This is a genomic window from Actinomadura gamaensis (assembly GCF_042652125.1).
GTDB classification, from domain to species: domain Bacteria; phylum Actinomycetota; class Actinomycetes; order Streptosporangiales; family Streptosporangiaceae; genus Spirillospora; species Spirillospora gamaensis.
The window spans coordinates 164,453-185,924 of the sequence record NZ_JBHSIT010000003.1; the positions used below are offsets into that span (position 1 = coordinate 164,453).

Annotated in this window: 19 protein-coding genes; 16 read left to right on the top strand and 3 right to left on the bottom strand. The window is 72.2% G+C overall.

The window, feature by feature from the left end; all coding sequences use genetic code 11:
- Positions 1-76: 76 nt before the first annotated feature.
- Both ACFPCY_RS11200 and ACFPCY_RS11205 read left to right on the top strand, forming a co-directional pair.
- Positions 77-922: an NAD(P)H-binding protein gene (locus ACFPCY_RS11200; protein WP_378254048.1), complete on the top strand. Its 846-nt coding sequence runs from the start codon at positions 77-79 to the stop codon at positions 920-922.
- A 766-nt stretch (positions 923-1,688) separates the two neighbouring features.
- The gene (locus ACFPCY_RS11205; protein ID WP_378254050.1) at positions 1,689-3,737 is read left to right on the top strand and encodes an ABC transporter ATP-binding protein; all 2,049 of its coding nucleotides are present in this window, start codon (positions 1,689-1,691) and stop codon (positions 3,735-3,737) included.
- Between the two features lie 377 nt (positions 3,738-4,114).
- On the opposite strand, the gene ACFPCY_RS11210 is transcribed toward ACFPCY_RS11205, so the two are convergent.
- Positions 4,115-5,389 (bottom strand): DUF2332 domain-containing protein, encoded by a 1,275-nt coding sequence (locus tag ACFPCY_RS11210; RefSeq protein ID WP_378254052.1) that lies wholly within the window; start codon positions 5,387-5,389, stop codon positions 4,115-4,117.
- 124 nt (positions 5,390-5,513) lie between these two features.
- On the opposite strand from ACFPCY_RS11210, the gene ACFPCY_RS11215 reads away from it, so the two are divergent.
- From ACFPCY_RS11215 to aroQ, 5 genes are all read left to right on the top strand, one after another.
- On the top strand, positions 5,514-7,067 hold the full coding sequence (locus ACFPCY_RS11215; protein WP_378254054.1) for a M28 family peptidase: 1,554 nt from the start codon (positions 5,514-5,516) through the stop codon (positions 7,065-7,067).
- Positions 7,068-7,298: 231 nt separating this feature from the next.
- Positions 7,299-8,477, top strand: a complete 1,179-nt coding sequence (gene aroC, locus ACFPCY_RS11220; RefSeq protein WP_378254056.1) for a chorismate synthase — start codon at positions 7,299-7,301, stop codon at positions 8,475-8,477.
- A gap of 8 nt (positions 8,478-8,485) precedes the next feature.
- Positions 8,486-9,001 (top strand): shikimate kinase, encoded by a 516-nt coding sequence (locus ACFPCY_RS11225; RefSeq protein WP_378254058.1) that lies wholly within the window; start codon positions 8,486-8,488, stop codon positions 8,999-9,001.
- Positions 8,998-10,065 (top strand): 3-dehydroquinate synthase, encoded by a 1,068-nt coding sequence (aroB, locus tag ACFPCY_RS11230; protein WP_378254060.1) that lies wholly within the window; start codon positions 8,998-9,000, stop codon positions 10,063-10,065. The genes ACFPCY_RS11225 and aroB overlap by 4 nt, the downstream gene beginning before the upstream one ends.
- The gene (aroQ, locus tag ACFPCY_RS11235) at positions 10,062-10,511 is read left to right on the top strand and encodes a type II 3-dehydroquinate dehydratase (RefSeq protein WP_378254062.1); all 450 of its coding nucleotides are present in this window, start codon (positions 10,062-10,064) and stop codon (positions 10,509-10,511) included. The genes aroB and aroQ overlap by 4 nt, the downstream gene beginning before the upstream one ends.
- 382 nt (positions 10,512-10,893) lie before the next feature.
- Here aroQ and ACFPCY_RS11240 read toward each other — a convergent pair whose 3' ends face one another.
- The gene (locus ACFPCY_RS11240) at positions 10,894-11,463 is read right to left on the bottom strand and encodes a TetR/AcrR family transcriptional regulator (RefSeq protein ID WP_378254065.1); all 570 of its coding nucleotides are present in this window, start codon (positions 11,461-11,463) and stop codon (positions 10,894-10,896) included.
- Positions 11,464-11,582: 119 nt separating this feature from the next.
- On the opposite strand from ACFPCY_RS11240, the gene ACFPCY_RS11245 reads away from it, so the two are divergent.
- The 3 genes from ACFPCY_RS11245 to ACFPCY_RS11255 all read left to right on the top strand — a co-directional run bounded on the left by ACFPCY_RS11245 (position 11,583) and on the right by ACFPCY_RS11255 (position 13,943).
- On the top strand, positions 11,583-12,023 hold the full coding sequence (locus tag ACFPCY_RS11245; RefSeq protein ID WP_378254066.1) for a PaaI family thioesterase: 441 nt from the start codon (positions 11,583-11,585) through the stop codon (positions 12,021-12,023).
- A gap of 34 nt (positions 12,024-12,057) precedes the next feature.
- A complete protein-coding gene (locus ACFPCY_RS11250; RefSeq protein ID WP_378255115.1) occupies positions 12,058-12,726 on the top strand; it encodes an enoyl-CoA hydratase/isomerase family protein in 669 nt (222 codons plus the stop codon).
- A 170-nt stretch (positions 12,727-12,896) separates the two neighbouring features.
- Positions 12,897-13,943, top strand: a complete 1,047-nt coding sequence (locus ACFPCY_RS11255) for an LLM class F420-dependent oxidoreductase (protein ID WP_378254068.1) — start codon at positions 12,897-12,899, stop codon at positions 13,941-13,943.
- 268 nt (positions 13,944-14,211) lie between these two features.
- Here ACFPCY_RS11255 and ACFPCY_RS11260 read toward each other — a convergent pair whose 3' ends face one another.
- Entirely contained in the window at positions 14,212-15,732 is a 1,521-nt protein-coding gene (locus ACFPCY_RS11260; protein ID WP_378254070.1) for a flavin monoamine oxidase family protein, read from the bottom strand.
- 222 nt (positions 15,733-15,954) lie between these two features.
- Here ACFPCY_RS11260 and ACFPCY_RS11265 point away from each other — a divergent pair, with 222 nt between their 5' ends.
- From ACFPCY_RS11265 to ACFPCY_RS11290, 6 genes are all read left to right on the top strand, one after another.
- Positions 15,955-17,034, top strand: coding sequence for a M24 family metallopeptidase (locus ACFPCY_RS11265; RefSeq protein ID WP_378254072.1), 1,080 nt, complete (start codon positions 15,955-15,957; stop codon positions 17,032-17,034).
- Between the two features lie 43 nt (positions 17,035-17,077).
- The gene (gene efp, locus ACFPCY_RS11270; protein ID WP_378254074.1) at positions 17,078-17,635 is read left to right on the top strand and encodes an elongation factor P; all 558 of its coding nucleotides are present in this window, start codon (positions 17,078-17,080) and stop codon (positions 17,633-17,635) included.
- Positions 17,635-18,051 carry a transcription antitermination factor NusB gene (gene nusB / locus ACFPCY_RS11275; protein ID WP_378254076.1) on the top strand — a complete coding sequence of 139 codons (417 nt, stop codon included), beginning with the start codon at positions 17,635-17,637 and terminating at the stop codon, positions 18,049-18,051. The genes efp and nusB overlap by 1 nt, the downstream gene beginning before the upstream one ends.
- 478 nt (positions 18,052-18,529) lie before the next feature.
- Entirely contained in the window at positions 18,530-19,303 is a 774-nt protein-coding gene (locus ACFPCY_RS11280) for a methyltransferase domain-containing protein (protein WP_378254078.1), read from the top strand.
- Positions 19,304-19,624: 321 nt separating this feature from the next.
- The gene (locus tag ACFPCY_RS11285; protein ID WP_378254080.1) at positions 19,625-20,902 is read left to right on the top strand and encodes a DNA polymerase IV; all 1,278 of its coding nucleotides are present in this window, start codon (positions 19,625-19,627) and stop codon (positions 20,900-20,902) included.
- A 146-nt stretch (positions 20,903-21,048) separates the two neighbouring features.
- Positions 21,049-21,444 (top strand): DUF3040 domain-containing protein, encoded by a 396-nt coding sequence (locus ACFPCY_RS11290; RefSeq protein WP_378254081.1) that lies wholly within the window; start codon positions 21,049-21,051, stop codon positions 21,442-21,444.
- The last annotated feature ends 28 nt before the right edge of the window (positions 21,445-21,472 follow it).

Genomic DNA, 21,472 nt, shown 5'->3' on the forward strand with positions numbered 1-21,472 from the left:
TACCCGCCGCGACGAGGGTTGCGGACGTGCCGAATTTTCCAAGAGGGGACGGTCGTCCGGCCGAGAGGCTGAGGCCGTGATTCTCGTTACGGGTGCGACCGGAACCGTCGGTCGAGAGCTGGTCAGGGTGTTGGCGGCGTGGGGCGAGCAGGTCCGCGCGGTGACGCGCGATCTGGCGAAGGCGACATTCCCGGACGGTGTGGAGGCCGTCCGGGCGGACTTCGATGAGCCTGCGACGCTGAAGGACGCGGCGAGAGGGGCTGATGCGATCTTCATGCTCAGCGCTCCCGGGCCGTGGATTCCACGGAATGACGCGGCGGTTGTGGCGGCGGCGCGGGCCGCGGGGGTGAGGAGAGTGGTGAAGCTGTCCGCGATCGGCACCGGTGACCATCCGGAAGATCGAGACTGGCATCTGGCCGGGGAGCGTGCACTGAAGGGAAGCGGGCTGGCTTGGACGATCCTGCGGCCGTCCAGCTTCGCGTCCAACACGTTGAGCTGGGCTGACGCGATCCGTGCCGGGCAGCCGGTGCCGAACACGATGGGCGACGGGCGGCAGGGCGTCGTCGATCCGGCCGATGTCGCCGAGGTCGCCGCGCGGGCGCTCGTATCGTCCGAGCACGATGGACGGACCTACACGCTGACCGGGCCGGAGGCGATCAGCGTCCCGCAGATGGCGGAGACGTTGGGGACGGTCGTCGGTCGTCCCGTCCGGACGGTGCCGTTGTCGCTGGACGAATACCGTGAGCGCCTTACCGAGGCGGGGCTTGACCCGGCTTTCGTCACGACCGCCGTCGAGGGCTCGCGCCTTGTCGCCTCCGGCGGCAACGAGCGGGTGACCGATGATGTGGAGCGCGTCCTGGGCCGTCCGCCCCGCTCTTTCGCCGACTGGGCCGGCGCGCATCGCGCAGCATTTGCCGGCTGAGCCCGTCTCTGCGGGGTTGCGCTGGTGAGCCGTTGCCGGTCGAGCTGTCATCCGGAGCGTTCGGGCGTTCCGGTGCTTGAGCGGGTTTGAAGCTTTGGCGTGTCCGGGATTCGCGTGGTGAGGATTTCGCTGATGGGTTTCCGGGCGCAACGACGTCCTGTCCGCAGTGCGCAGCCGTTGGCGTCCCTTCTCCGGAGTTGAGTCGCCGCGCGGGATGGCACTCGCAGGTTGAAGCGCCGAGCCGGGGCCTCGCTGCGGCTTCGTGGGGGTGGTCTGGGCTTGGCGCTTAACGGGCTTTTGTAGTGGGGCGTTGCGGGCTGCGGTCTTCGCAGGATCTGGTTTGCATGCCGGGGTTGTTGGGGGAGATGTCTGGCCTGTTCGGTGGGCGTGGCCGCTGGTCGGGAGGGGCGGGAGGGGCGGGCGGGGACGGCGGTGGGGGTCACATTCACGGCACCTTTCGCTTGTCGGGCGTAGGTGGGGAGGGGCGGCCGGGTACCTACTCGCCGTTGGAGATGCCGCGCCGACGGGGCTCGGCAGGGGCGGAGGGCGGTGGGGACGCCGGATGAGGCTGATCAGACGACGGGCGCGTCCGACGACCGATCGGTCGCGAAGTGAGGCTGACGGCGGTGTCGACGTCGGCGAGGGCGATCAGTGCCCGGAGGAGGGCGGTCAGAGCGTCGGGGAGGACGGTCAAAGCCCGCACGAGAACGGTCAGAGCCCGCAAGGGAACGGTCAGAGCCCGCACGAGAACGGTCAGAGCGGGGCCTTGCTGGGGCCGAAACTGTCGGAGCCCAGCGGCTGGTACGGGCGGGCGGCCCAGATGGCGCGGACGGACATGCTCACCATGACGCGGCAGTTGCCGCGGCTGATCGGGCAGGTGGCGCGGCTGGGGTGGCGGGCCAGCAGGCGAGATCTCGTGGTGACGGTCGTGTTCAACGCGGTCGCCGGGGTGTTCACCGCGTTCGGGCTGCTCGCGACGACGCGGGTGCTGACGGCGCTGTTCGCGGCCGGGCCGACGCCGGACCGGGTGCGCGCGGCGGCGCCGGCGCTCGTGCTGGTCGGTGCGGCGATCACCGTCCGGGCGTCGTGTTCGTTGCTCGCGCAGTGGTCGCAGGCGCGCCTGCGACCGCAGGTCGAGCGGATCGTGGAGCAGCGGCTCTACGAGGCGACGACGGCGATCGACCTGGCCTGGTTCGACGACGCCGATCATCAGGACGCGCTGCACCGGGCGCGGTTGCGCGGGCTCGACTCGGCGTCGTCCATGGTCGACAACGCGGTGGATCTCGGGACGGCCGTGGTCGGGGTCGCGGCGGCGGCCGGGGCGCTCGGGGTGCTGCATCCGGTGCTGCTGCCGCTGCTCGTGCTGACCGCGTTGCCGGAGGCGTGGGCGGCCGTCCGGTCGGCGCGCCTGGGGTATCTGGCGCAGCTGTCGCTGGTGGAGGCGCGGCGGCGGAGCTGGATCATGACGGACCTGATGACCGGGCGCGACCATGCCGCCGAGGTCCGGTCGTTCACGGTGCGGCCGCATCTGCTGCGTCAGTACGGGACGCTCGCCGACCATGTCCGGCGCGTCCTGGTGGGGGTGGCCCGGCGGCGGACGCTCACGCAGGTGTACGGGGACGTGCTGCGGGGCGTCGCGACGGCCGTCCTGTACGGGGTGCTCGGTGTGCTGCTGTGGCAGGGGATGATGCCGCTGGCCGTCGCGGGGACGGCCGTGCTGGCGATCCGGACGGGTCAGCAGTCGCTCCTGAACCTCGTCCACGCGCTGAACCGGACCTATGAGGACGGTCTGTACTTCGCGGACTACCTCAGCTACGTCGAGAGGGCCGAGCGTTCGATCAAACGTGAACACGAGATGCTCGAACGAACGACGGATGGCGTCTCGCTGCGCGATTTTCGGACGATCAGCGTCGAGGACATCACGTTCACCTATCCGGGCGCGGACGGACCGGCGCTGCGGAACGTCTCGGTGAACCTGCGCCGCGGCGAGGTCGTCGCGCTGGTGGGGGAGAACGGTTCGGGCAAGACGACGCTCGCGAAGATCCTCGCCGGGCTGTACACGCCGGAGAACGGCGTCGTCCGCTGGGACGATATCGCCGTCACGCATCTCGACCCGGACGTGCTGCGCCGGGACATCGCGGTCGTCGCCCAGGACCACACGCACTGGCCCATGACCGCCGCCGACAACATCGCGATGGGCGACGACCTCAGCGTCCCCGCCGCGCGCCGGGCCGTCCACGACGCCGCGTCCGGCTCGGGCGCGGACGAGGTGATCGAGACGCTTCCGTTCAAATACGACACGCTGCTCGACAAGCGCTTCGAACAGGGGCAGGAATTGTCCGGCGGGCAGTGGCAGCGCCTCGCCGCCGCGCGCGGCTTCTACCGGGACGCGCCGCTGCTGATCTGCGACGAACCGACCGCCGCGCTGGACGCCCGCGCCGAACATCGGCTGTTCGAGCAGATCCGCACGCACGCGGCCGAGCACGGACGGACCGTCCTGCTGATCACGCATCGCCTCGCCAGCGTCCGGCACGCCGACCGGATCTACGTCCTGGAGAACGGCCAGGTCACCGAACACGGCACGCACGCCGAACTGATGACACAGAAGGGGCTGTACGCGGACCTGTACAGCCTCCAGGCCTCGGCGTACAACATCGACGCCACGTCGATGTTCGACATGTCCGCAGATGGCCTGCTCTCCGGCGGCGTCCTCTCGGACGGCGTGCCTACTGGTGGTGTGCCTTCCGGTGGCGTGTCCTCTGGCGGCGTGCCCTCGGGCGGTGCGCATGTAGAGCCCGACCTCGCCGCCGACTGACGAGGCCGAGGACGGCGCCGGGTTCGCCAGGCTGAGGGCGGCGAGTGGACGGCGTGGCGCGGACCGCGCCGTGTCCGGACTGCTCGGTCGCACTGCGATCGGATGGTTCGACTGTGCCGCGTCCGAGGAGCTCGACTGGGCTGCGTCCGGACGGCTCGTGCGCGCCGTGTCCGGGCGGCTCGTGCGCGCCGTGTCCGGGCGGCTGAATTGCTGCGGGAACGCGTGGTTTGGCCGCGCCGCGATTGGGCGGCTTTACCGCGCGGGCTGGGGCGCGCCGGAAAGCGTCCGGGCGCGACCCAGCGGAGCTGATCTCTGTTAGGCGGAGCGTGGTTGAGCTCGGCTATGGCATGCGCATGTGCCGAACTGGCGCTGGCGCGCTAACGCCAAGTTGCGGGGACGCCGTGGTGCGGGGTGTCGGCGAGGATGCGTCGCTCGCCGCCGTGGTGTGGCCAGAGCCGTAGCGTCAGCACGGGGAGGCTGTGGAAATCGGCGTCGTTCGCCTGCTCCAGGTACAGGTGGGCGACCGGCGCGTCCGGGGTTGCGAGCGATCCGGCGCGCTCGATCGAGGCCGTGACCTGCGCCTGTTCGGCGGGCGACAGGTACTGCCACATGAGCGAGTGCCAGACGACCGTGACCACGTCCGGACGCGGCTCAAGGTCGGCGAGGAATGTCGCGGCGTCCGCCTGCACGACCGTCGCCGGGACGCGCGCCGCGATCTCCAGCGCGCCCCGCAGCCGGGCGACCCGCTCGTGCTGGTCGGGCCAGACGAACGACAGCAGCCGGACCGCGTCGGCGACCGGATCCACCGGCGCGAGGTCGCAGCCCCGCCGCTCGACGATCGACAGGCCGCCGGTCAGCGGCGGTGGTGAGCCGAGCCATGCGTCTCGGAGCACCACGGGTGAGTCCGCCGGGCCGAACCCCAGGCCGCCCGACTCGTACCGGTAGTGGTCGGCGCGCAGGTTCAGGCCCGCGCTGGCCCCGACCTCCAGCAGCCGGACGGGCCGCTCACCGATCGCCGCCATGATCGAGAGCAGGCCGCCGACCAGCGGGGCGGCGCGTCCGACCTCGTTGGTCTGCGGGGCACCGGCCATCGCGGCGCGCACCTCGTCCGGACGCTCCGCGAGCAGCGCCCGGAACGCGGGCCACGCGTCGAGCGGATCAGCCGTCCCTCCTCCAGCCGCGCCCGCGGTGGTCGCGCCCGTCGTCGTGTTCGCGCCTGTGGCGGCCCTGGCCGCGCTGACGCTCGTCGTGTTCGTGTTCGTGTTCGTCGTGGTCGGGGACGCGATCGCGCCGCTCATCGCCGCGTTCGTGTTCGCCGCGTCCCCGGCCGTGCTGACGTCCGTCGCGTGCCTGGTCGTGCCGGCCCCTGTCGTGGGTGGGGGCGCGCTTGTAGCCAGGGCGTTCGTGGGCGTTGTGGCTGCGGTCGGGTAGTGCGCGGCGAGGTCGGGCGCGCGGCCTTCCAGGACGAGCCGGTGGACGGCGCCGAGGAGGCGCAGGCAGCGGCCGGCGTCCGGGCCGTCCGAGAGGACGGCGGCGATCGGGCCGTCCGGTTCGTCGGCGGCGCGGCGCAAAAGTTCGGCGTACATGGGGGAACCGCCGTGCTCGCAGGTCAGGGCCTGGGCGAGCAGTGCGTCACGGATCGCGGTCGTCATGCACCGCATTCTCCACCGTTGACCCAAAAGATCTTGATTGGGACGATTTCGACCACTCACATCCGCGATCGGGGGCTCCGCGAGGAGCGAAACGGCTCCGCGAGGAGTGAAACAGGGAGGCGCGATGACGCCCACGGACCGACACGGAGGTCGGCACCGCCGCAGGAGTGCCGTCGCGGTGCTCGCGGCGGCGGCCCTCGCCGCCGGGATGGCACCGGCCGCGCACGCCGATTCGGGACGGACCGGGAACACCGGGCTCGCTCGCAAGCTCGTCCGGGAGGTGAAGACGGACAACGCCTGGCGGCACCTTCGGGCGCTCCAGTGGATCGCCGACCGCAACGGCGGGATCCGGGCATCCGGAACGCGGGGCCATGTGGCGTCCGCCGAGTACGTCGAGAGCAGGCTGCGCGCCGCCGGGTACCGCCCGATCCGGCAGCCGTTCACTCACGACGACTACGAGTTCCACGTCTCTGCGGGACGGGTCGTCGCGCCGTCCGCGCGGACGCTGCACCCGCTGGTCGCGCGGTTCTCGGCGAACACGCCGGACGGCGGGCTGACCGCGCGGCTCGCCGTCGTCCCGTCCGGGACGGACGCCACGCCCGGCTGCGAGCCGTCCGACTACGCCGGGGCCGACTACACCGGCCGGATCGCGCTGATCAACGCGGGCGGCTGCACCAACACGGTCAAGCAGAAGGCGGCCGCCGCCGCGGGCGCCGCCGCCGCGCTGATCAACACCAACAACCCCAACCCGGACATGATCCTGCGCACCCGCCTCACCGCGGCGGACGTGAAGATCCCCGTCGCGTCCATCGGACGCGGCGAGGCCGAGGCGCTGGCCGCCGACGCCGCGCGCGGGCCGGTCACGCTCACCGTCGACCTGCGCGGCAAGGCCAAGACGGTGACCACGTTCAACGTGATCGCCGAGACGCCGACCGGACGCGCCGACAACGTCGTCATGCTCGGCGCCCACCTGGACGGCGTCACCGAGGGACCGGGCCTGAACGACAACGGCTCGTCCAGCGCGATGGAGCTGGAGACCGCGCTCCAGCTCGCCCGGCACTTCAAGCAGATCCGGAACAAGGTCCGTTTCGCCTGGTGGGGCGCGGAGGAGCACGGTGACCTCGGCTCCGGCCACTACGTGGCGCACCTGTCCGAGCAGGGCAGGGCGGACCTGGCCCTCTACCTCAACTTCGACATGATCGGTTCGCCGAACTTCGCCCGGATGGTCTACGACGGCGACGACAGCGACCACGAGGGCGCGGGCCCGGGTCCCGAGGGCTCGGCGCGGATCGAGAAGGTCCTCACCGACTTCCACGGCTCGCGCGGCCTGCCGACCGTCGGCCGCGACTTCGACGGGCGCTCCGACTACGGCCCGTTCATCGCCGCCGGGATCCCGGCGGGCGGCGAGACCAGCGGCTCGAACCTGATCAAGACGGCCGAGTGGGCGCGGCTGTTCGGCGGCCGGGCCGGGCAGTCCCTCGACTGGTGCTACCACTCCGCCTGCGACGACCTGCGGAACGTCAACCGGACGATCTTCGGCCAGCTCGGCGCGGGCATGGCCTGGGCCACCGGCCGTTTCGCCGTCGACACGTCCGACATCGCCCCCGCCGATCCGGCCAAGCGGCTCCGAACCCCGGCCCCGAAGCTCGCCGTCCACCCGTCCATGGACGAGGACTGACCCGAGTGACAAGGCCCTCGCACTCGGACGTGCGGGGGCCTCACCCGGTCCGCCTCGCTTATCGGGACGTCCCCGGCGCGGCAGCCAAGGGTGCGCGCTCCGCATCGACGAGAGGACGCCATGATGCGGACCCCGCACCGAGCGGGGATGCGGCGGCCCCGGCAAGGTGGTGGGTCTCACAGGCTGGACGCCGGGCCCGAGCGAGCCCGGGGAGTCAATAGGATCGTGGACATGCTGCGCTGGTTGACCGCGGGGGAGTCCCATGGCCCGGCCCTCACCGCGATCGTGGAGGGCCTTCCGGCCGGTGTGCGCGTGACCTCGGCGGACATCGCCGAGGACCTGCGCCGCCGGCGGCTCGGACATGGGCGGGGCGCCCGGATGAAGTTCGAGCAGGACCAGGTGTCGATCCTCGGCGGCGTCCGGCACGGCCGCACGCTCGGCGGACCGGTCGCGATCCAGGTCGGCAACACCGAGTGGCCGAAGTGGGAGACGGTGATGTCCGCCGACCCGGTGGACGCGGACGTCCTGGCCGCGCAGGCCCGGAACGCGCCGCTCACCCAGCCTCGTCCCGGCCACGCCGACCTCGTCGGCATCCAGAAGTACGGGTTCGACGACGCGCGGCCCGTCCTGGAGCGGGCGAGCGCGCGGGAGACGGCCGCGCGCGTGGCGCTCGGCACGGTCGCCAAGGCGTTCCTCAAGCAGGCTCTCGGCGTGGACGTCGTGAGCCATGTCGTCTCACTGGGTGAGATCGACGCACCGGAAGGTGTCGCGCCCGGTCCGGACGACCTCGCCGCAGTGGACGAGTCGCCCGTCCGCTGCTTCGACGCCGACGCGTCCGCGAAGATGGTCGCGCACATCGACGAGCTGAAGAAGCAGGGCGACACGCTCGGCGGCGTCGTCGAGGTGCTCGCCTACGGCCTCCCGCCGGGGCTCGGCAGCCACGTCCACTGGGACCGGCGTCTCGACGCCCGCCTCGCCGGGATCCTCATGGGCATCCAGGCGATCAAGGGCGTCGCGGTCGGCGACGGCTTCGTGACCGCCCGCCGCCCCGGCTCGCGCGCGCACGACGAGATCGACAACACCGGCGACGGCGTCCGGCGGCGGACGAACCGGGCGGGCGGCGTCGAGGGCGGCATGACCACCGGCGAGCCGCTGCGCGTGCGCGCCGCGATGAAGCCGATCTCGACCGTCCCGCGCCGCCTCGACACCATCGACGTCGCGACCGGCGAGCCCGCCAAGGCGATCAACCAGCGGTCCGACGTGACCGCGGTCCCGGCCGCCGGCGTGGTCGCCGAGGCGATGGTCGCGCTCGTCCTCGCGGACGCCGCGCTGGAGAAGTTCGGCGGGGACTCGGTCGAGGAGACCACCCGCAACCTGACCGGATACCTGTCCTCCCTCACGATCAAGTAGAGGAAACGATGGCCCGTCCCAAGGCCGTGATCATCGGCCCGCCCGGCTCCGGCAAGACCACCGTCGGCACCGCTCTCGCGGCCCGCCTCGGCGTCCCGCTGCGCGACACCGACGCCGACGTGGAGACCGCCGCGGGCAAGCCGATCGGCGAGATCTTCGTGGACGACGGCGAGGAGCGGTTCCGCGAGCTGGAACGCGCCGCCGTCGCCACCGCCGTCGCCGAGCACGACGGCGTGGTCGCCCTCGGCGGGGGCGCGGTGCTGGCCGCCGAGACGCAGGAGCTCCTCGCCGACGGCCACACGGTCGTCTACCTGGAGGTCGGGCTCGCCGAGGCCGTCAAGCGCATCGGGCTGAACCAGGCGCGCCCCCTCCTCGTCCTCAACCCGCGCAGCCAGCTCCGCAAGCTGCTGGAGGAGCGCCTCCCGATCTACGAGCGGCTCGGCACCGTCCGGGTGAAGACCGACGAGCGCACCCCCGAGGAGATCGTGGACGAGATCGTCGCGGCGCTGGAGGCGGCCGAGTGACCCGGCGCGTGCACGTCGGCGGGGCCGACCCGTACGACGTCGTCATCGGCGAAGGCGTCCACGACGCGCTGCCGGGGCTGCTCGGCGAGCGGGTCCGGACGGTCGCGGTCGTCCACGACGAGGCGCTGCCCCGGCTCGTCCGCCCGGTGTCGTCGGCGCTGAACGCGGCCGGATACGCGGTGCACGAGCTCGCGGTGCCGTCCGGCGAGGCGGCCAAGGACGTCGGCGTCCTCGCCGGGCTCTGGTCGTCGTTCGCCCGGCTCGGCATGACCCGGACGGACGCGGTCGTCGGCGTCGGCGGCGGCGCGACCACCGACCTCGCCGGGTTCGCCGCCGCGTCCTGGCTGCGCGGCGTGAAGGTCGTGCAGGTCCCGACCACGCTGCTCGCGATGGTGGACGCGGCGGTCGGCGGCAAGACCGGCATCGACATCCCCGAGGGGAAGAACCTGGTCGGCGCGTTCCACCCGCCCGCCGGAGTGCTGTGCGAGCTGTCCACGCTCGCCTCCATGGACCGCGTCGACTACGTCAGCGGCCTCGCCGAGACGATCAAGGCCGGGTTCATTCGCGACCCGAAGATCCTCGAACTGGTCGAGGACGACCCCGACGGCGCCGCCCGCCCGGACGGCCCGCACACGCTCGAACTCGTCGAACGCGCCGTCCAGGTCAAGGCCGACGTCGTCTCGGCCGACCTCAAGGAGAGCGGGCTCCGGGAGATCCTCAACTACGGCCACACCCTCGCGCACGCGATCGAGAAGGCCGAGGCCTACCGGTTCCGGCACGGTCACGCCGTCGCGATCGGCATGGTCTACGCCGCCGAGCTGGCCCGCCTCGCCGGACGGTCCGACCTGGTCGGCCGCACCGAGCGCGTCCTCGCGTCCGTCGGCCTGCCGACCACCTACGACGCCGGCGCGTGGGACGTGCTGCGCGCCGCGATGACCATCGACAAGAAGTCGCGCGGCACGACGCTCCGCTTCGTCGTCCTCGACGGCCTCGCCGAGCCGGGACGCCTCGAAGGGCCGTCCGAGGACCTGCTCGCCGCCGCCTACCGGAGGGTCGCCCCGTGAACTCCGTCCTCGTCCTGAACGGCCCGAACCTGCGCCGCCTCGGCACCCGCGAACCGGACGTCTACGGCGCCGACACCTTCGACGACCTGGTCGCCCTCTGCCGCGAGACCGGCCGCCGCCTCGACCTCCACGTCGACGTCCGGCAGACCGACGACGAGGCCGAGATGATCGGCTGGATCCACCAGGCCGCCGACGAGCGCCTCCCGGTCGTCCTGAACCCCGCCGCCTTCACCCACTACTCCTACGCCCTCCGCGACGCCCTCGCCCAGCGCACCGCCCCCCTCGTCGAGGTGCACATCTCCAACCCGGCCGCCCGCGAGGAGTTCCGCCACACCTCGGTCGTGGCCGCCGTGGCCACCGGCACCATCGCGGGCTTCGGCCTCATATCCTACGTCCTGGCCCTCCAGGCGATAGCCGAACTCTTGGCCGAAGAATCCCGCGGCTGACCCAGCCCCCCCGCGGCTGACCCGGCCCCCGCGCGGCTGACCCAGCCCCCGCCCCGCGATACGTCACGCCGGAGCAACACGCGCCCGTCCGCTCAAGCGCTCAGCGACGTGTTCGATCGAGCAGCCCAGCGTCCTATCGAGCAGCCCGGCGTCCTATCGAGCAGGTCCTGCGCTTTTGTTGCAGCGCTGCGCGCATGCGCTCGATTGAGCATCTGTGTGCCTTTGGAGGCTTCACGCGGACACGTGTCCGTTGGAGCATCCAGTCAGCACATCCGCTAAGGGGGAGCTGGGGTCGGGCGGGGAAGCTGGGCTGGTTCGGGCGGGGTTGAGGTTGGGGTGAGTCGGGGCGGGGCGCTCGGGGTCTTTCGGGTGGGGTGTCGGGTTACTCGACGGCCGTGCGGGTGAGGGCCTTCAGTTCGGCGACGACGGCGTCCAGGGGGCGGAGGTCGCGTTCGGCGCGGCAGAGGATGGTGGCGCCCTCGACGGCGGAGACGATGAGGGTGGCCAGGCGGGCGGCTCGGCCGGGGGAGGCGCCGGCGTTCTCCAGGCCGGTGGCGAGGGTGTCCTGCCAGCGGGCGAAGGCGCTCGCGGCGGCCTTGACCAGCTGCGGGGCGTCGTCGTGGGACTCGACGGTGACCGCCACCACGGGGCATCCGGCGCGGAACTCGCTCTTCAGCAGGACGCCGCGCCACCAGCCGACGAACGCGTCCACGGCCGAGGCGGCGTCGCCGCTCTCCACGGCGGCCTGGATGCCGGCGTTGAGGAACTCGCCCGCGTACTGGACGGCCTCCTCGGCGAGCTGCACCTTGCCGCCGGGGAAGTGGTGGTAGATCGAGCCGCGCGGGGCCCCGCTGTGCGCGATGACGTCCCGGAAGCCCGTCCCGGAGTAGCCGCGTTCGCGGAAGAGGTAGGCGGCGCTGCGCACCATGCGTTCCCGGCTGTCGGTACCCATACCAGCGATTATGACATTCATCATAAGCTTCGCGGGTTGACCATGACGAGCGTCATAGCGACGCTGGGGCATGACGGTCGTCATAGCCGTCGAGGTCGCAACCGGGTGGAGGGTGGACGGTGACCGCGGGTCTGGAACAGCTCAAGCAGGCGATCAACATGGGCGCGGAGACGGGGATCGGCGTCGGCGCGCTGCTCGGCATGACCGCCGAGACGCTGGAGCCGGGCCGCGTGGTGTTCGCGCTGACGCCGGACGCGCGGTTCGCCAATCCGCTCGGGACGGTGCACGGCGGCATCCTGTCCACGCTGCTGGACTCGGCGATGGGCTGCGCCGTCCACACCACGCTGCCGGACGGCGCGAGCTACACGACGCTGGAGCTGAAGGTCAACTTCGTCCGCGCGGTGTCGACCGAGGGCGGGCGGCTGACCTGCGAGGGGACGACCATCCACGTCGGGCGGCGGGTCGCGACGGCCGAGGGCCGCGTCGTGGACGAGCGCGGCCGGCTCGTCGCGCACGGCACGACCACCTGCATGGTCTTCCCGCCCGTTACTGAGCAGTAGGGTTCGGATGGCAGTCATCGGACGGGAGAGCATCGTGATCGAACTCAAGCGCGAGGGCGACGTGTTCGTCCTGCGGATGGACGCGGGCGAGAACCGCTTCCACCCCGACTTCCTCGCGGCCGCGGGCGAGGCGCTCACCGAGGTCGAGCGGGCCGAGGGGCCCAAGGCGCTCGTCACCACGGGAGCCGGGAAGTTCTACTCCAACGGCCTCGACCTGGAGTGGCTCGGCGCGAACCGGGAGCAGTTCGTCCCGTACCTGGAGTCGGTGAACGCGCTCTACGCGCGCTTGCTGGAGCTCCCGGCGCCGACCGTCGCCGCGATCAACGGGCACGCCTTCGCGGGCGGCGCGATGCTCTCGCTGGCCCACGACTTCGCGGTCATGCGCGATGATCGCGGATATTTCTGCCTGCCCGAGGTGGACCTCGGGATGAGCTTCACGCCCGGCATGAGCGCCCTGATCCAGTCCCGCCTCACCGCGCCGGTCGCGCACGAGGCCATGATCAGCGGACGCCGCTACACCGCCGAGCAGGCCCGCGAGGCCGGGATCGTCCAGCGCGTCGCGGCGGAGGCCGACGTCCTCCCCGCCGCGGTCGAGCTGGCCGCGTCGCTGGCCGGGAAGGACGGCGCGACCGTGAAGGCCATCCGCACGGGCCTCTACAAGCCGGCCATCGCGGCGCTGCGAGGCCCGGCCCTGCCGGAGTAGGCGCCACCCGCTACGTTACGTCCAGCAGAACCGGATTCGGCCGGAGGCGCGAGGCGGCCACCGGTTCTCCTGGTCGGCCTCTCGCCTCCGGGGCGGAAAATCCGCTTCGGCGGCGGGGCGGATTCGCGTCAGAAGTCAGATTCGGTACGTCAGTGGGAAGGATGCCGGGCATGCGCATCGGGATGGCCCTGAACTATTCGGGCGGCTTCAAGGAGACCGTCGCCGAGCTGGCCGACTATGAGAAGGCCGGGCTCGACATCGTCTACGTCGCCGAGGCGTACAGCTTCGACGCGGTGAGCCAGCTCGGCTACATCGCGGCGAAGACCGAGCGGCTGGAGATCGCCTCCGGCATCCTCCAGATCTACTCGCGGACCCCGACCCTGATGGCGATGACCGCCGCCGGGCTGGACTACGTCTCCGAAGGACGGTTCACCCTCGGCATCGGCGCGTCCGGACCGCAGGTGATCGAGGGTTTCCACGGCGTCCCGTACACCGCGCCGCTCGGCCGGACGCGCGAGATCGTGGACATCTGCCGCAAGGTGTGGCGGCGCGAGCGCCTCCAGCACGAGGGGAAGTTCTACAACATCCCGCTCCCGGAGGGGCAGGGCACCGGCCTCGGCAAGCCGCTGAAGATCATCAACCACCCGGTGCGCGCGGACATCCCGGTCCTGATCGCCGCGATCGGCCCGAAGAACGTCGAGATGACCGCCGAGATCGCCAACGGCTGGGAGCCGATCTTCTACCTGCCGGAGAAGGCCAAGGACGTCTGGGGCGAGGCGCTCGCGGCGGGCAGGGCCAAGCGCGACCCGTCCCTCGGCGAGCTGGACGTGGTGGGCCAGGCCCCGCTCGCGATCGGCGACGACGTGCAGGGCTTCCTGGAGTTCGGCCGCCCGATGGCCGCCCTCTACATCGGCGGCATGGGCGCCAAGGGCAAGAACTTCTACAACAACCTCTGCCGCCGCTACGGCTGGGAGAAGGAGGCGGAGGAGATCCAGGACCTCTACCTCGCGGGCAAGAAGGACGAGGCCGCCGCCAAGGTCCCGTACGAGCTGCTGGAGAAGATGTCGCTCATCGGCTCCGAGGGGCACGTCCGCGAGCGCCTCGCCGCGATGAAGGAGTCCGGCGTCACCACGCTGAACGTCACCCCGATCGCGGGCGACCACAAGGGCCGCATCGCCCTGATCGAGAAGATCAAGAAGATGGCCGACGAGGTCTGAGCATCCTCGCTTCCGCGCCGCCGCCCCGCCCGCGGTTGGTGAGTGAACCCTCACCCACCGCGGGCCGCTTCCGCGAGAGGTGAGTGAACGCTCACCCACCGCGAGCGGCGCTCCGCAGCGAGGTGGGTGGGCACTCACCCGCCGCGGGCGGTGTTCCGCGGAGCGGTGGGTGAGCACTCGCCCGCCGCGAGCGGCTTTCCGCGGGGAGAGGTGAGTGGGCGCTCACCTACCGGGTGCGGGCGGGGCGTGGGGTTGGTGAGTGTTCACCTCACAGGGCGGCGGTCACTTCGGCGGCGACGCGTTCGCCGGAGCGGACCGCGCCGTCCATGTAGCCCGTCCAGAAGGTGGACGTCTCGGTGCCCGCCCAGTGGATCGGGCCGCACGGCGTGCGCAGTGCGGGGCCGAACTCGGTGAGGACGCCGGGCGGGGCGACGCCGACCGGACCGCCGCCGCTCCACGTCTCGTTGTCCCAGCGCTGGAAGGCCGTGCGGACGGGCGACGTGGCCTTGTCGCCGAACAGCGCCGTGAAGGCCGCGAGCCCCGCCGCGCGGACGTCGTCGGGCGACGCGCCGTCCAGTTTCCGGATGTTCGACTGGTTCATGAAGCCCATCAGGATGCCGCGCGACCCGTCCGGCGGGCTGTTGTCGAAGGTCGCGTCGATCGCGCCGCTGTCGGCGACGGCCTGGCCGGTCAGGCCGTCCGCGCGCCAGAACGGCGTGTCGTAGACGGCGACGAACTTGGCGATCGAGCCCATCGGGTAGCGCTGCATGAGCTGGGCGCGGGCGGCGGGCAGCGCCGGGGAGTAGTCGATCTTGTTCGCGATCGCCGGGGACATCGCGACCACGACGCGCTTGCAGGAGACCGTGATCCCGTCGGCGGCGACCGTGACCGTCGAGCCGTCCACGGTGATGGAGCGGACGGGCGCGTTGTACCGGATCCGGTCGCCGAGCCTGGCGGCCAGCCGGAGCGGCACTTCCTGCGATCCGCCCACGAAGCGCGTCTCCTGGCCGCCGCCCTTGGTGTTGATCAGGCGGTCCACGGTGCCGGGGTTCGACTCGTCGCCCGCCGACGCGATGTAGTTGAGGACGTACAGCAGCGACACCTCCTTCGACCGCACCGAAAGCGTGCTCGACACGAACTCGTCGAGAAGGAAGCGCGCGCCGGCGCTCAGCGAATGCGACCGCGACCAGGTGTGGAAGGTCTGGCTGTCCCAGTCCTCGGCGTCCGGGGCCTTCCAGGGCTCGCCGACCGGGACCTTCTTCGCCATGCCGCCGAGCGAGAGCAGGGCGGGTTCCAGGTCCAGCACGCCCCAGTCCGGCGGGACGGCGCCGAGCAGGCCGTCCGTCGCGTACAGAGAGCGCTTGCCTTCGCGGTAGTAAACGTTCTTGCCGGAGTTATAGGTCGGGAAGGTCGCGACGCCCATGTCCTTGGCGAGGGCGGCGATCCGGTTCTGGGTCGGGCCGATGAACTCGGCGCCGCCTTCGCTGGTCGTGCCGTCGCCGAGGGGCATCCCGTAGACGCGTCCGCCGGGACGGTCCCGGGCCTCCAGGACGAGGACGGACCGTCCGGCGGCGATCAGGTCGCGGGCGGCGGTGAGGCCGGACAGGCCCCCACCGACCACCACGACGTCCACCGAAGCGGACGCCTCGCGCGCCGGAAGTCCGGAAGGGGAGGTCGCGCCGGTGGGGACGGCTGCGCGCGCGGGGGAGGCGGTGGCCGTGGCGACGGCGGCTCCGGCGGCGGTGAGCGCGCCGGTTCCGAGCAGCCTGCGGCGGCTGAGGGCGGACATGAGCATCTCCTGTGGGGGGACGGGCCGCGCCACATGTCCCATCGGACGCGCCGGGCCGCGCCCGTCCGGGCGGCGGAGGCCCGGGCGAACGCGATCCGGCGCGTCCGGCCGGCCGTGCCACGCGGCGGAGAGGGGAAATGATCAGGTGCGCGGGACACCGTAGGGCACCGCCGGAGCGAAGTCGAGAGTTGTTCATGTTCCGCGATGAACTACAGTCCGATCATGGGGGAGAGACAACGGGAACGCCGCCGGGCGCTGGCCGCGCTGGTCGAGGCCGCCGGCGCGGACGCGCTGCTGGTCACCCGGCTGGTCAACGTCCGCTACCTGACCGGGCTGGACAGCTCGAACGCCGCCGCGCTCATCCGCGTGGACGGCCCGGACCTGCTGTGCACGGACGGCCGGTACGCCGGGACGGCCGAAAAGGTCGCGTCCGACTTGAAGATCGTGATCGACCGGAACCCGGACGGCGCGCTCGTCGGACTCGCCGCCGACGCCGGCGCCGGGACGCTCGGCTTCGAGGCGCACGACCTGACCGTCGAGCGCCACGCCGAGCTCGTCGCGCTCGACGGCGGCATCGCGTTCAAGCCGCTCGGCCACCCGGTCGAGGAGCTGCGCGTGGTCAAGGACGAGGCCGAGATCGACCTGCTGCGGCGGGCGTGCGAGATCACCGACGAGGCGTTCGAGGCGCTGCTGCCGTCCGTCCGGCCGGGGGTCACCGAGCGCGCGCTCGCGGTCGAGCTGGACCGGCACATGATCGACTTCGGCGCGGACGGACTGGCGTTCGACACCATCGTGGCGTCCGGGCCGAACGGCGCGATCCCGCACCACTCACCCGGCGCGCGCGAGCTCGCGTCCGGCGACCTGGTGACCTTCGACTTCGGCGCGCTCGTCGGCGGCTACCACGCCGACATGACCCGCACCGTCGCGGTCGGCCCGCCCGCCGACTGGCAGCGCGACCTGTACGAGCTGGTCAGACGCGCGCAGGCCGCCGCCGTGGAGGCGGCGCGTCCGGGCGCGGACCACCGGGACGTCGACGCCGCCGCGCGCGACCTCATCGCCGAGGCCGGGTTCGCGGACGACTTCACCCACGGGCTCGGGCACGGCGTCGGCCTGGAGATCCACGAGGCCCCGCTCATGAGCCCCCGCGCGACCGGTAAGCTGGTGGATCGAGTTCCGATCACCGCCGAGCCGGGGGTCTACCTCGCCGGCCGGGGCGGTGTCCGCATCGAGGACACGCTCGTGGCGCGGACGGGCGGGCCGGAACTCCTCACCAAGACCACCAAGGACCTGCTCGTCCTCTAGCCGACCGGCGGACGGGAAGAGGTCCGCGACCGGGAGAGCATCTGTGGCGACGACGAACGACCTGAAGAACGGTATGACCCTCCGGCTGGAGGGCAACCTCTGGACCGTTCTGGAGTTCCAGCACGTCAAGCCCGGCAAGGGCCCCGCGTTCGTCCGCACGAAGATCAAGAACGTGCTCACGGGCAAGATCATCGACAAGACCTTCAACGCCGGCAGCAAGGTGGAGGTCGCCTCGGTCGACAAGCGGGACATGCAGTACCTGTACCGCGAGGGTGAGGACTTCATCTTCATGGACACCGAGACCTACGACCAGCCGCGCATCCCCGCCGCCGTGGTCGGCGACGCCGCCAAGTACATGCTCCCCGAGCAGACCGCGGTGATCGCCTTCAACGAGGAGAACCCCCTCTACGTCGAGCTGCCCGCCGCCGTCGTGCTGGAGATCTCCGAGACCGAGCCCGGCCTGCAGGGCGACCGCTCCACCGGCGGCTCCAAGCCCGCCACCCTGGAGACCGGCGCCCAGGTCCAGGTCCCGCTGTTCATCACCACGGGCGAGAAGATCAAGGTCGACACCCGCTCCGGCGAGTACCTCGGCCGCGCCTGATGGCCGCTCGCACCAAGGCGCGCAAGCTCGCCCTGGACGTCCTGTTCGCCGCCGAGCTGCGCGAGGAGAAGCCCTCCGAGGTCCTCGCGCAGCGCGGCCGGCCGAACCAGGGCGAGCTCGCCGAGTACCCGCACGCCGTGCGGATCATCGAGGGCGTCGAGCGCAACGCCGAGCGCATCGACGAGCTGATCTCCACCTACGCGACCGGCTGGACCCTCGACCGCATGCCGGTCGTCGACCGCAACATCCTCCGGATGGGTCTGTTCGAACTGCTCTGGGTGGACGACGTCCCGGACGGCGTCGCGGTCAGCGAGGCCGTCTCCCTCGCCACCGAGCTGTCCACCGACGAGTCCCCGCGCTTCGTCAACGGCCTGCTCGCCCGCATCCAGCAACTCAAACCGTCCCTGTCGGTATGACCCGTCCGCCGCGTGGCGACGCCGACGTTGCACTGGCCCGCCACGCGTCGCTGTGAGGCTTCGACTTCTCGCGGCGCCAGGAACGACGCTTGCGGCACGCCGACCCGCTCGGCAGACGGCGACAACGCCTCTTGCCGGTGCGGCGTCCCGTCCACGCCTCACGGCGCTGCTCTGCGACGGCCCGTCCACGACACGGCAACGCTCCCAATCGGGAGCCAGCGCGTTGGTAGCGGGTGCGTCCGTCGTGGTGACGCGTTCGCGCGTGGCGGTGTCGTGGCCGTGCTGTGCGGTGCAGTGGCGCGTTCGGATGGTGATGCTTTCGTCTGACGCGGACGGACGCGTTCGCGCGTGGGAGGGTGCGGGTGGCGTGTCGCGGGCGAGGTGGCCCGGGCGCGGGACGGCGGGATGATGCGAGCGCGGGCGCGTTCGAGTGTCAGGTGCGGCGTGGAGCGGGAGCCGGGGCCTAGGGTGGGGGGACATGAGCGGTGAGTTGGGGGCGGGCGCGCCCGCCCAGCAGACGTGGCGGAACCGGGGCGGCGGCCGGGTGCGCGGCGCCGTCCTTTGGGACGTGCTGCGCGAGGTGCTCGCCCGCGTGGCGCCGCAGGGCCCGTGTGACGTCGTGGACGTCGGCGGGGGGACCGGCGGGTTCGCCGTGCCGCTCGCCGAACTCGGCCACCGGGTGACCGTGGTGGACGCCAGCCCCGACGCACTCGCCGCGCTCGAACGGCGCGCTGCCGAGGCCGGGGTGAGCGTCCGCGCCCTTCAGGGGGACGCGAACGATCTGCCCGCCCTGCTCGGCGAGTCCGCCGCCGACCTGGTGCTCTGCCACAGCGTCCTGGAGTACGTGGACGACCCGGACGCGGCGATGGCCGCGCTGACCCGCGTCGTCCGGCCGGGCGGGGCGGTCAGCGTCCTGGTCTCCGGGCAGATCGCCGCTGCCCTGCACCGGGCCGCCGCCGGACGCTTCGACGACGCCCGCCGCGTCCTCGCCGACCCGGACGGTCGCTGGGGCGAGCACGACCGCGTCCCGCGCCGGTTCACCCGCGAGACCCTCGCCGAGCTGGCGGGCCGCGCGGGCCTCACCGCGCGCGAGCTGCACGGCGTCCGGATCTTCGCCGATCTCGTCCCGAGCGCCCTGCTGGACGAGACCGGCGCCACCGACGACCTCCTGGCTTTGGAACGCGCCGCTTCCGTCCACCCCGTCCTCCGCGAGCTGGCCACCCAGCTCCACCTGGTCGCCGAACGTCCCTGACCGCCCGCCTGCCCCAGCGCCCGCGTGCGCGCGGGACCGCCGTGCGTGCGGGATCGCCGTGCGTGCGGGATCGCCGTGCGTGCGGGACCGTCGTGCGCGCGGGATCGTCGTGCGTGCGGGGCCGCCGTGCGCGCGGGGCCGCCGTGCGCACGAGACCGTCGTGCGTGCGGGATCGTCGTGCGCGCGGGGCGGTCGTGCGCGCGGGGCGGTCGTGCGCGCGAGGCCGCAACGACTCCGCAGGAATGCGCGGACGTGCGGCGCTCTTGCGAGCAGTCGGGAGTGGCTGGTGAGAATGTCCGAACGGGGATCTAGGTTGGGGGCATGAGCCGCAAGCAGCAGCTGCATCGTCCGGGGCCGCAGCCCGGTCCGCCCGCGGACGACACGGGCTGTTCGATCCTGCACGTCGACATGGACGCGTTCTTCGTGAGTGTCGAGTTGCTCGATCGGCCCGAGCTGCGGGGGCGGCCGGTGGTCGTCGGGGGGCTCGGCGGACGCGGGGTCGTGTCGGCGGCGTCGTACGAGGCGCGGGAGTACGGCGTGCACTCGGCGATGCCCATGACGCGGGCGCGGCGGTTGTGTCCGCACGCGGTGGTGCTGCCGCCGCGGCATGAGCGGTACTCGGCGGTGTCCAAGGCCGTGTTCGAGATCTTCCGGTCGGTGACGCCCTTGGTGGAGCCGCTGTCGGTGGACGAGGCGTTCCTCGACGTCGCCGGGGCGCGCAAGCTCTACGGGCGGCCCGCGGAGATCGCGCGGCTCGTCCGGGAGAAGGTGTTCGAGCAGCAGGGGGTGACCTGCTCGGTCGGGGTCGCGCCGACCAAGTTCGTGGCGAAGCTGGCGTCCACGCGGTGCAAGCCGAACGGGCTCCTGGTCGTCCCGGCGGATGGCGTGGAGGAGTTCCTGCACGCGCTGCCCGTCGCGGCGCTGTGGGGCGTGGGGGAGCGTACCGAGCAGCATCTGGCCCGGCTCGGTCTGCGGACGGTCGGGCAGCTGGCCCGGGTGCCGCTCGCGACGCTCCAGCGGGAGCTGGGCAACGCGCTCGGCGGCCACCTGCACGAGCTGGCGTGGGGACGCGATCCGCGTCCGGTCGTCCCGGAGAGCGTGGACAAGAGCATCGGCGCGGAGGAGACCTTCGACACCGACCTGGACGACCCGGACGAGATCCGCCGCGAGCTGCTGCGGCTCTCCGAGAAGGTCGGGGCGCGGCTCCGGGCGGGCGGTCACGCGGGGCGGACGGTGAGCGTCAAGCTGCGCGACGGAGACTTCAAAACGATCACCCGCGCCCGGACCCTGCGCGAGCCCACCGATCTAGCGAGAGTGATCTATGTCACAGCCTGCGAGCTGTATGAGGCGTCCGGCTGGGAGCGGGTACGACTCCGGCTGGTGGGCGTGCGTGTGGAGAACCTCACGTCCGCCGACGACGCTCCGCGGCAGCTCGCGCTGGACGAACCGGAGACCGGCTGGCGCGAGGCGGAGCGCGTGATCGACCAGGTGGCGCACCGGTTCGGGCGTGGCGCGGTCCGTCCGGCCGCGCTGGTCCGGCGGGGCGAGGGCCGGCCCGCCGCCCGGGACGGACGGGAGAGCGGTGACGGGAGGGGATGAGGCGGATGCGGAGATGAACGGTGAAGGGTCCGCGGTGGGCCGTTCGCTTTCGTTGACCTGTCCGGGCTCGTATTCTGGGCATATCACCGTTGAGGTTCTCGTCCTGCATCGGATAGCCCGTCGCGGGGCAGTCGTTGGGAGGCGCCGTGCCGCTCTCTGATCACGAGCAGCGCATGCTCGACCAGATCGAGCAGGCGTTGTACGCCGAGGATCCGAAGTTCGCCCATGCGGTGCGCTCCACGAGTCCTCAGGTGCACTACAAGCGCCAAATGATCAAGGCCGCGCTGGGCTTCGCCGTCGGCGTGTGCGCCCTGATGGCCGGACTGGTGGCCAACGCGGGAGCGGTCACCATCGCGGTCAGCGTGGCCGGGTTCCTGCTCATGGTCGCCTGCTGCGTCTGGGCGCTCACCAGCTGGAAGCGCATGACCGGCGTCGCCGAACCGGCCCGCGGCAGGCGCCGCACCGTCGGTGGACGCCCCGCCCGCGCCGGTTTCATGGAGCGCATGGAAGAGCGCTGGCGCCGCCGCACCGAAGAACGCTGACAACGCCACCGAGCCCGCCCGCGCGTCC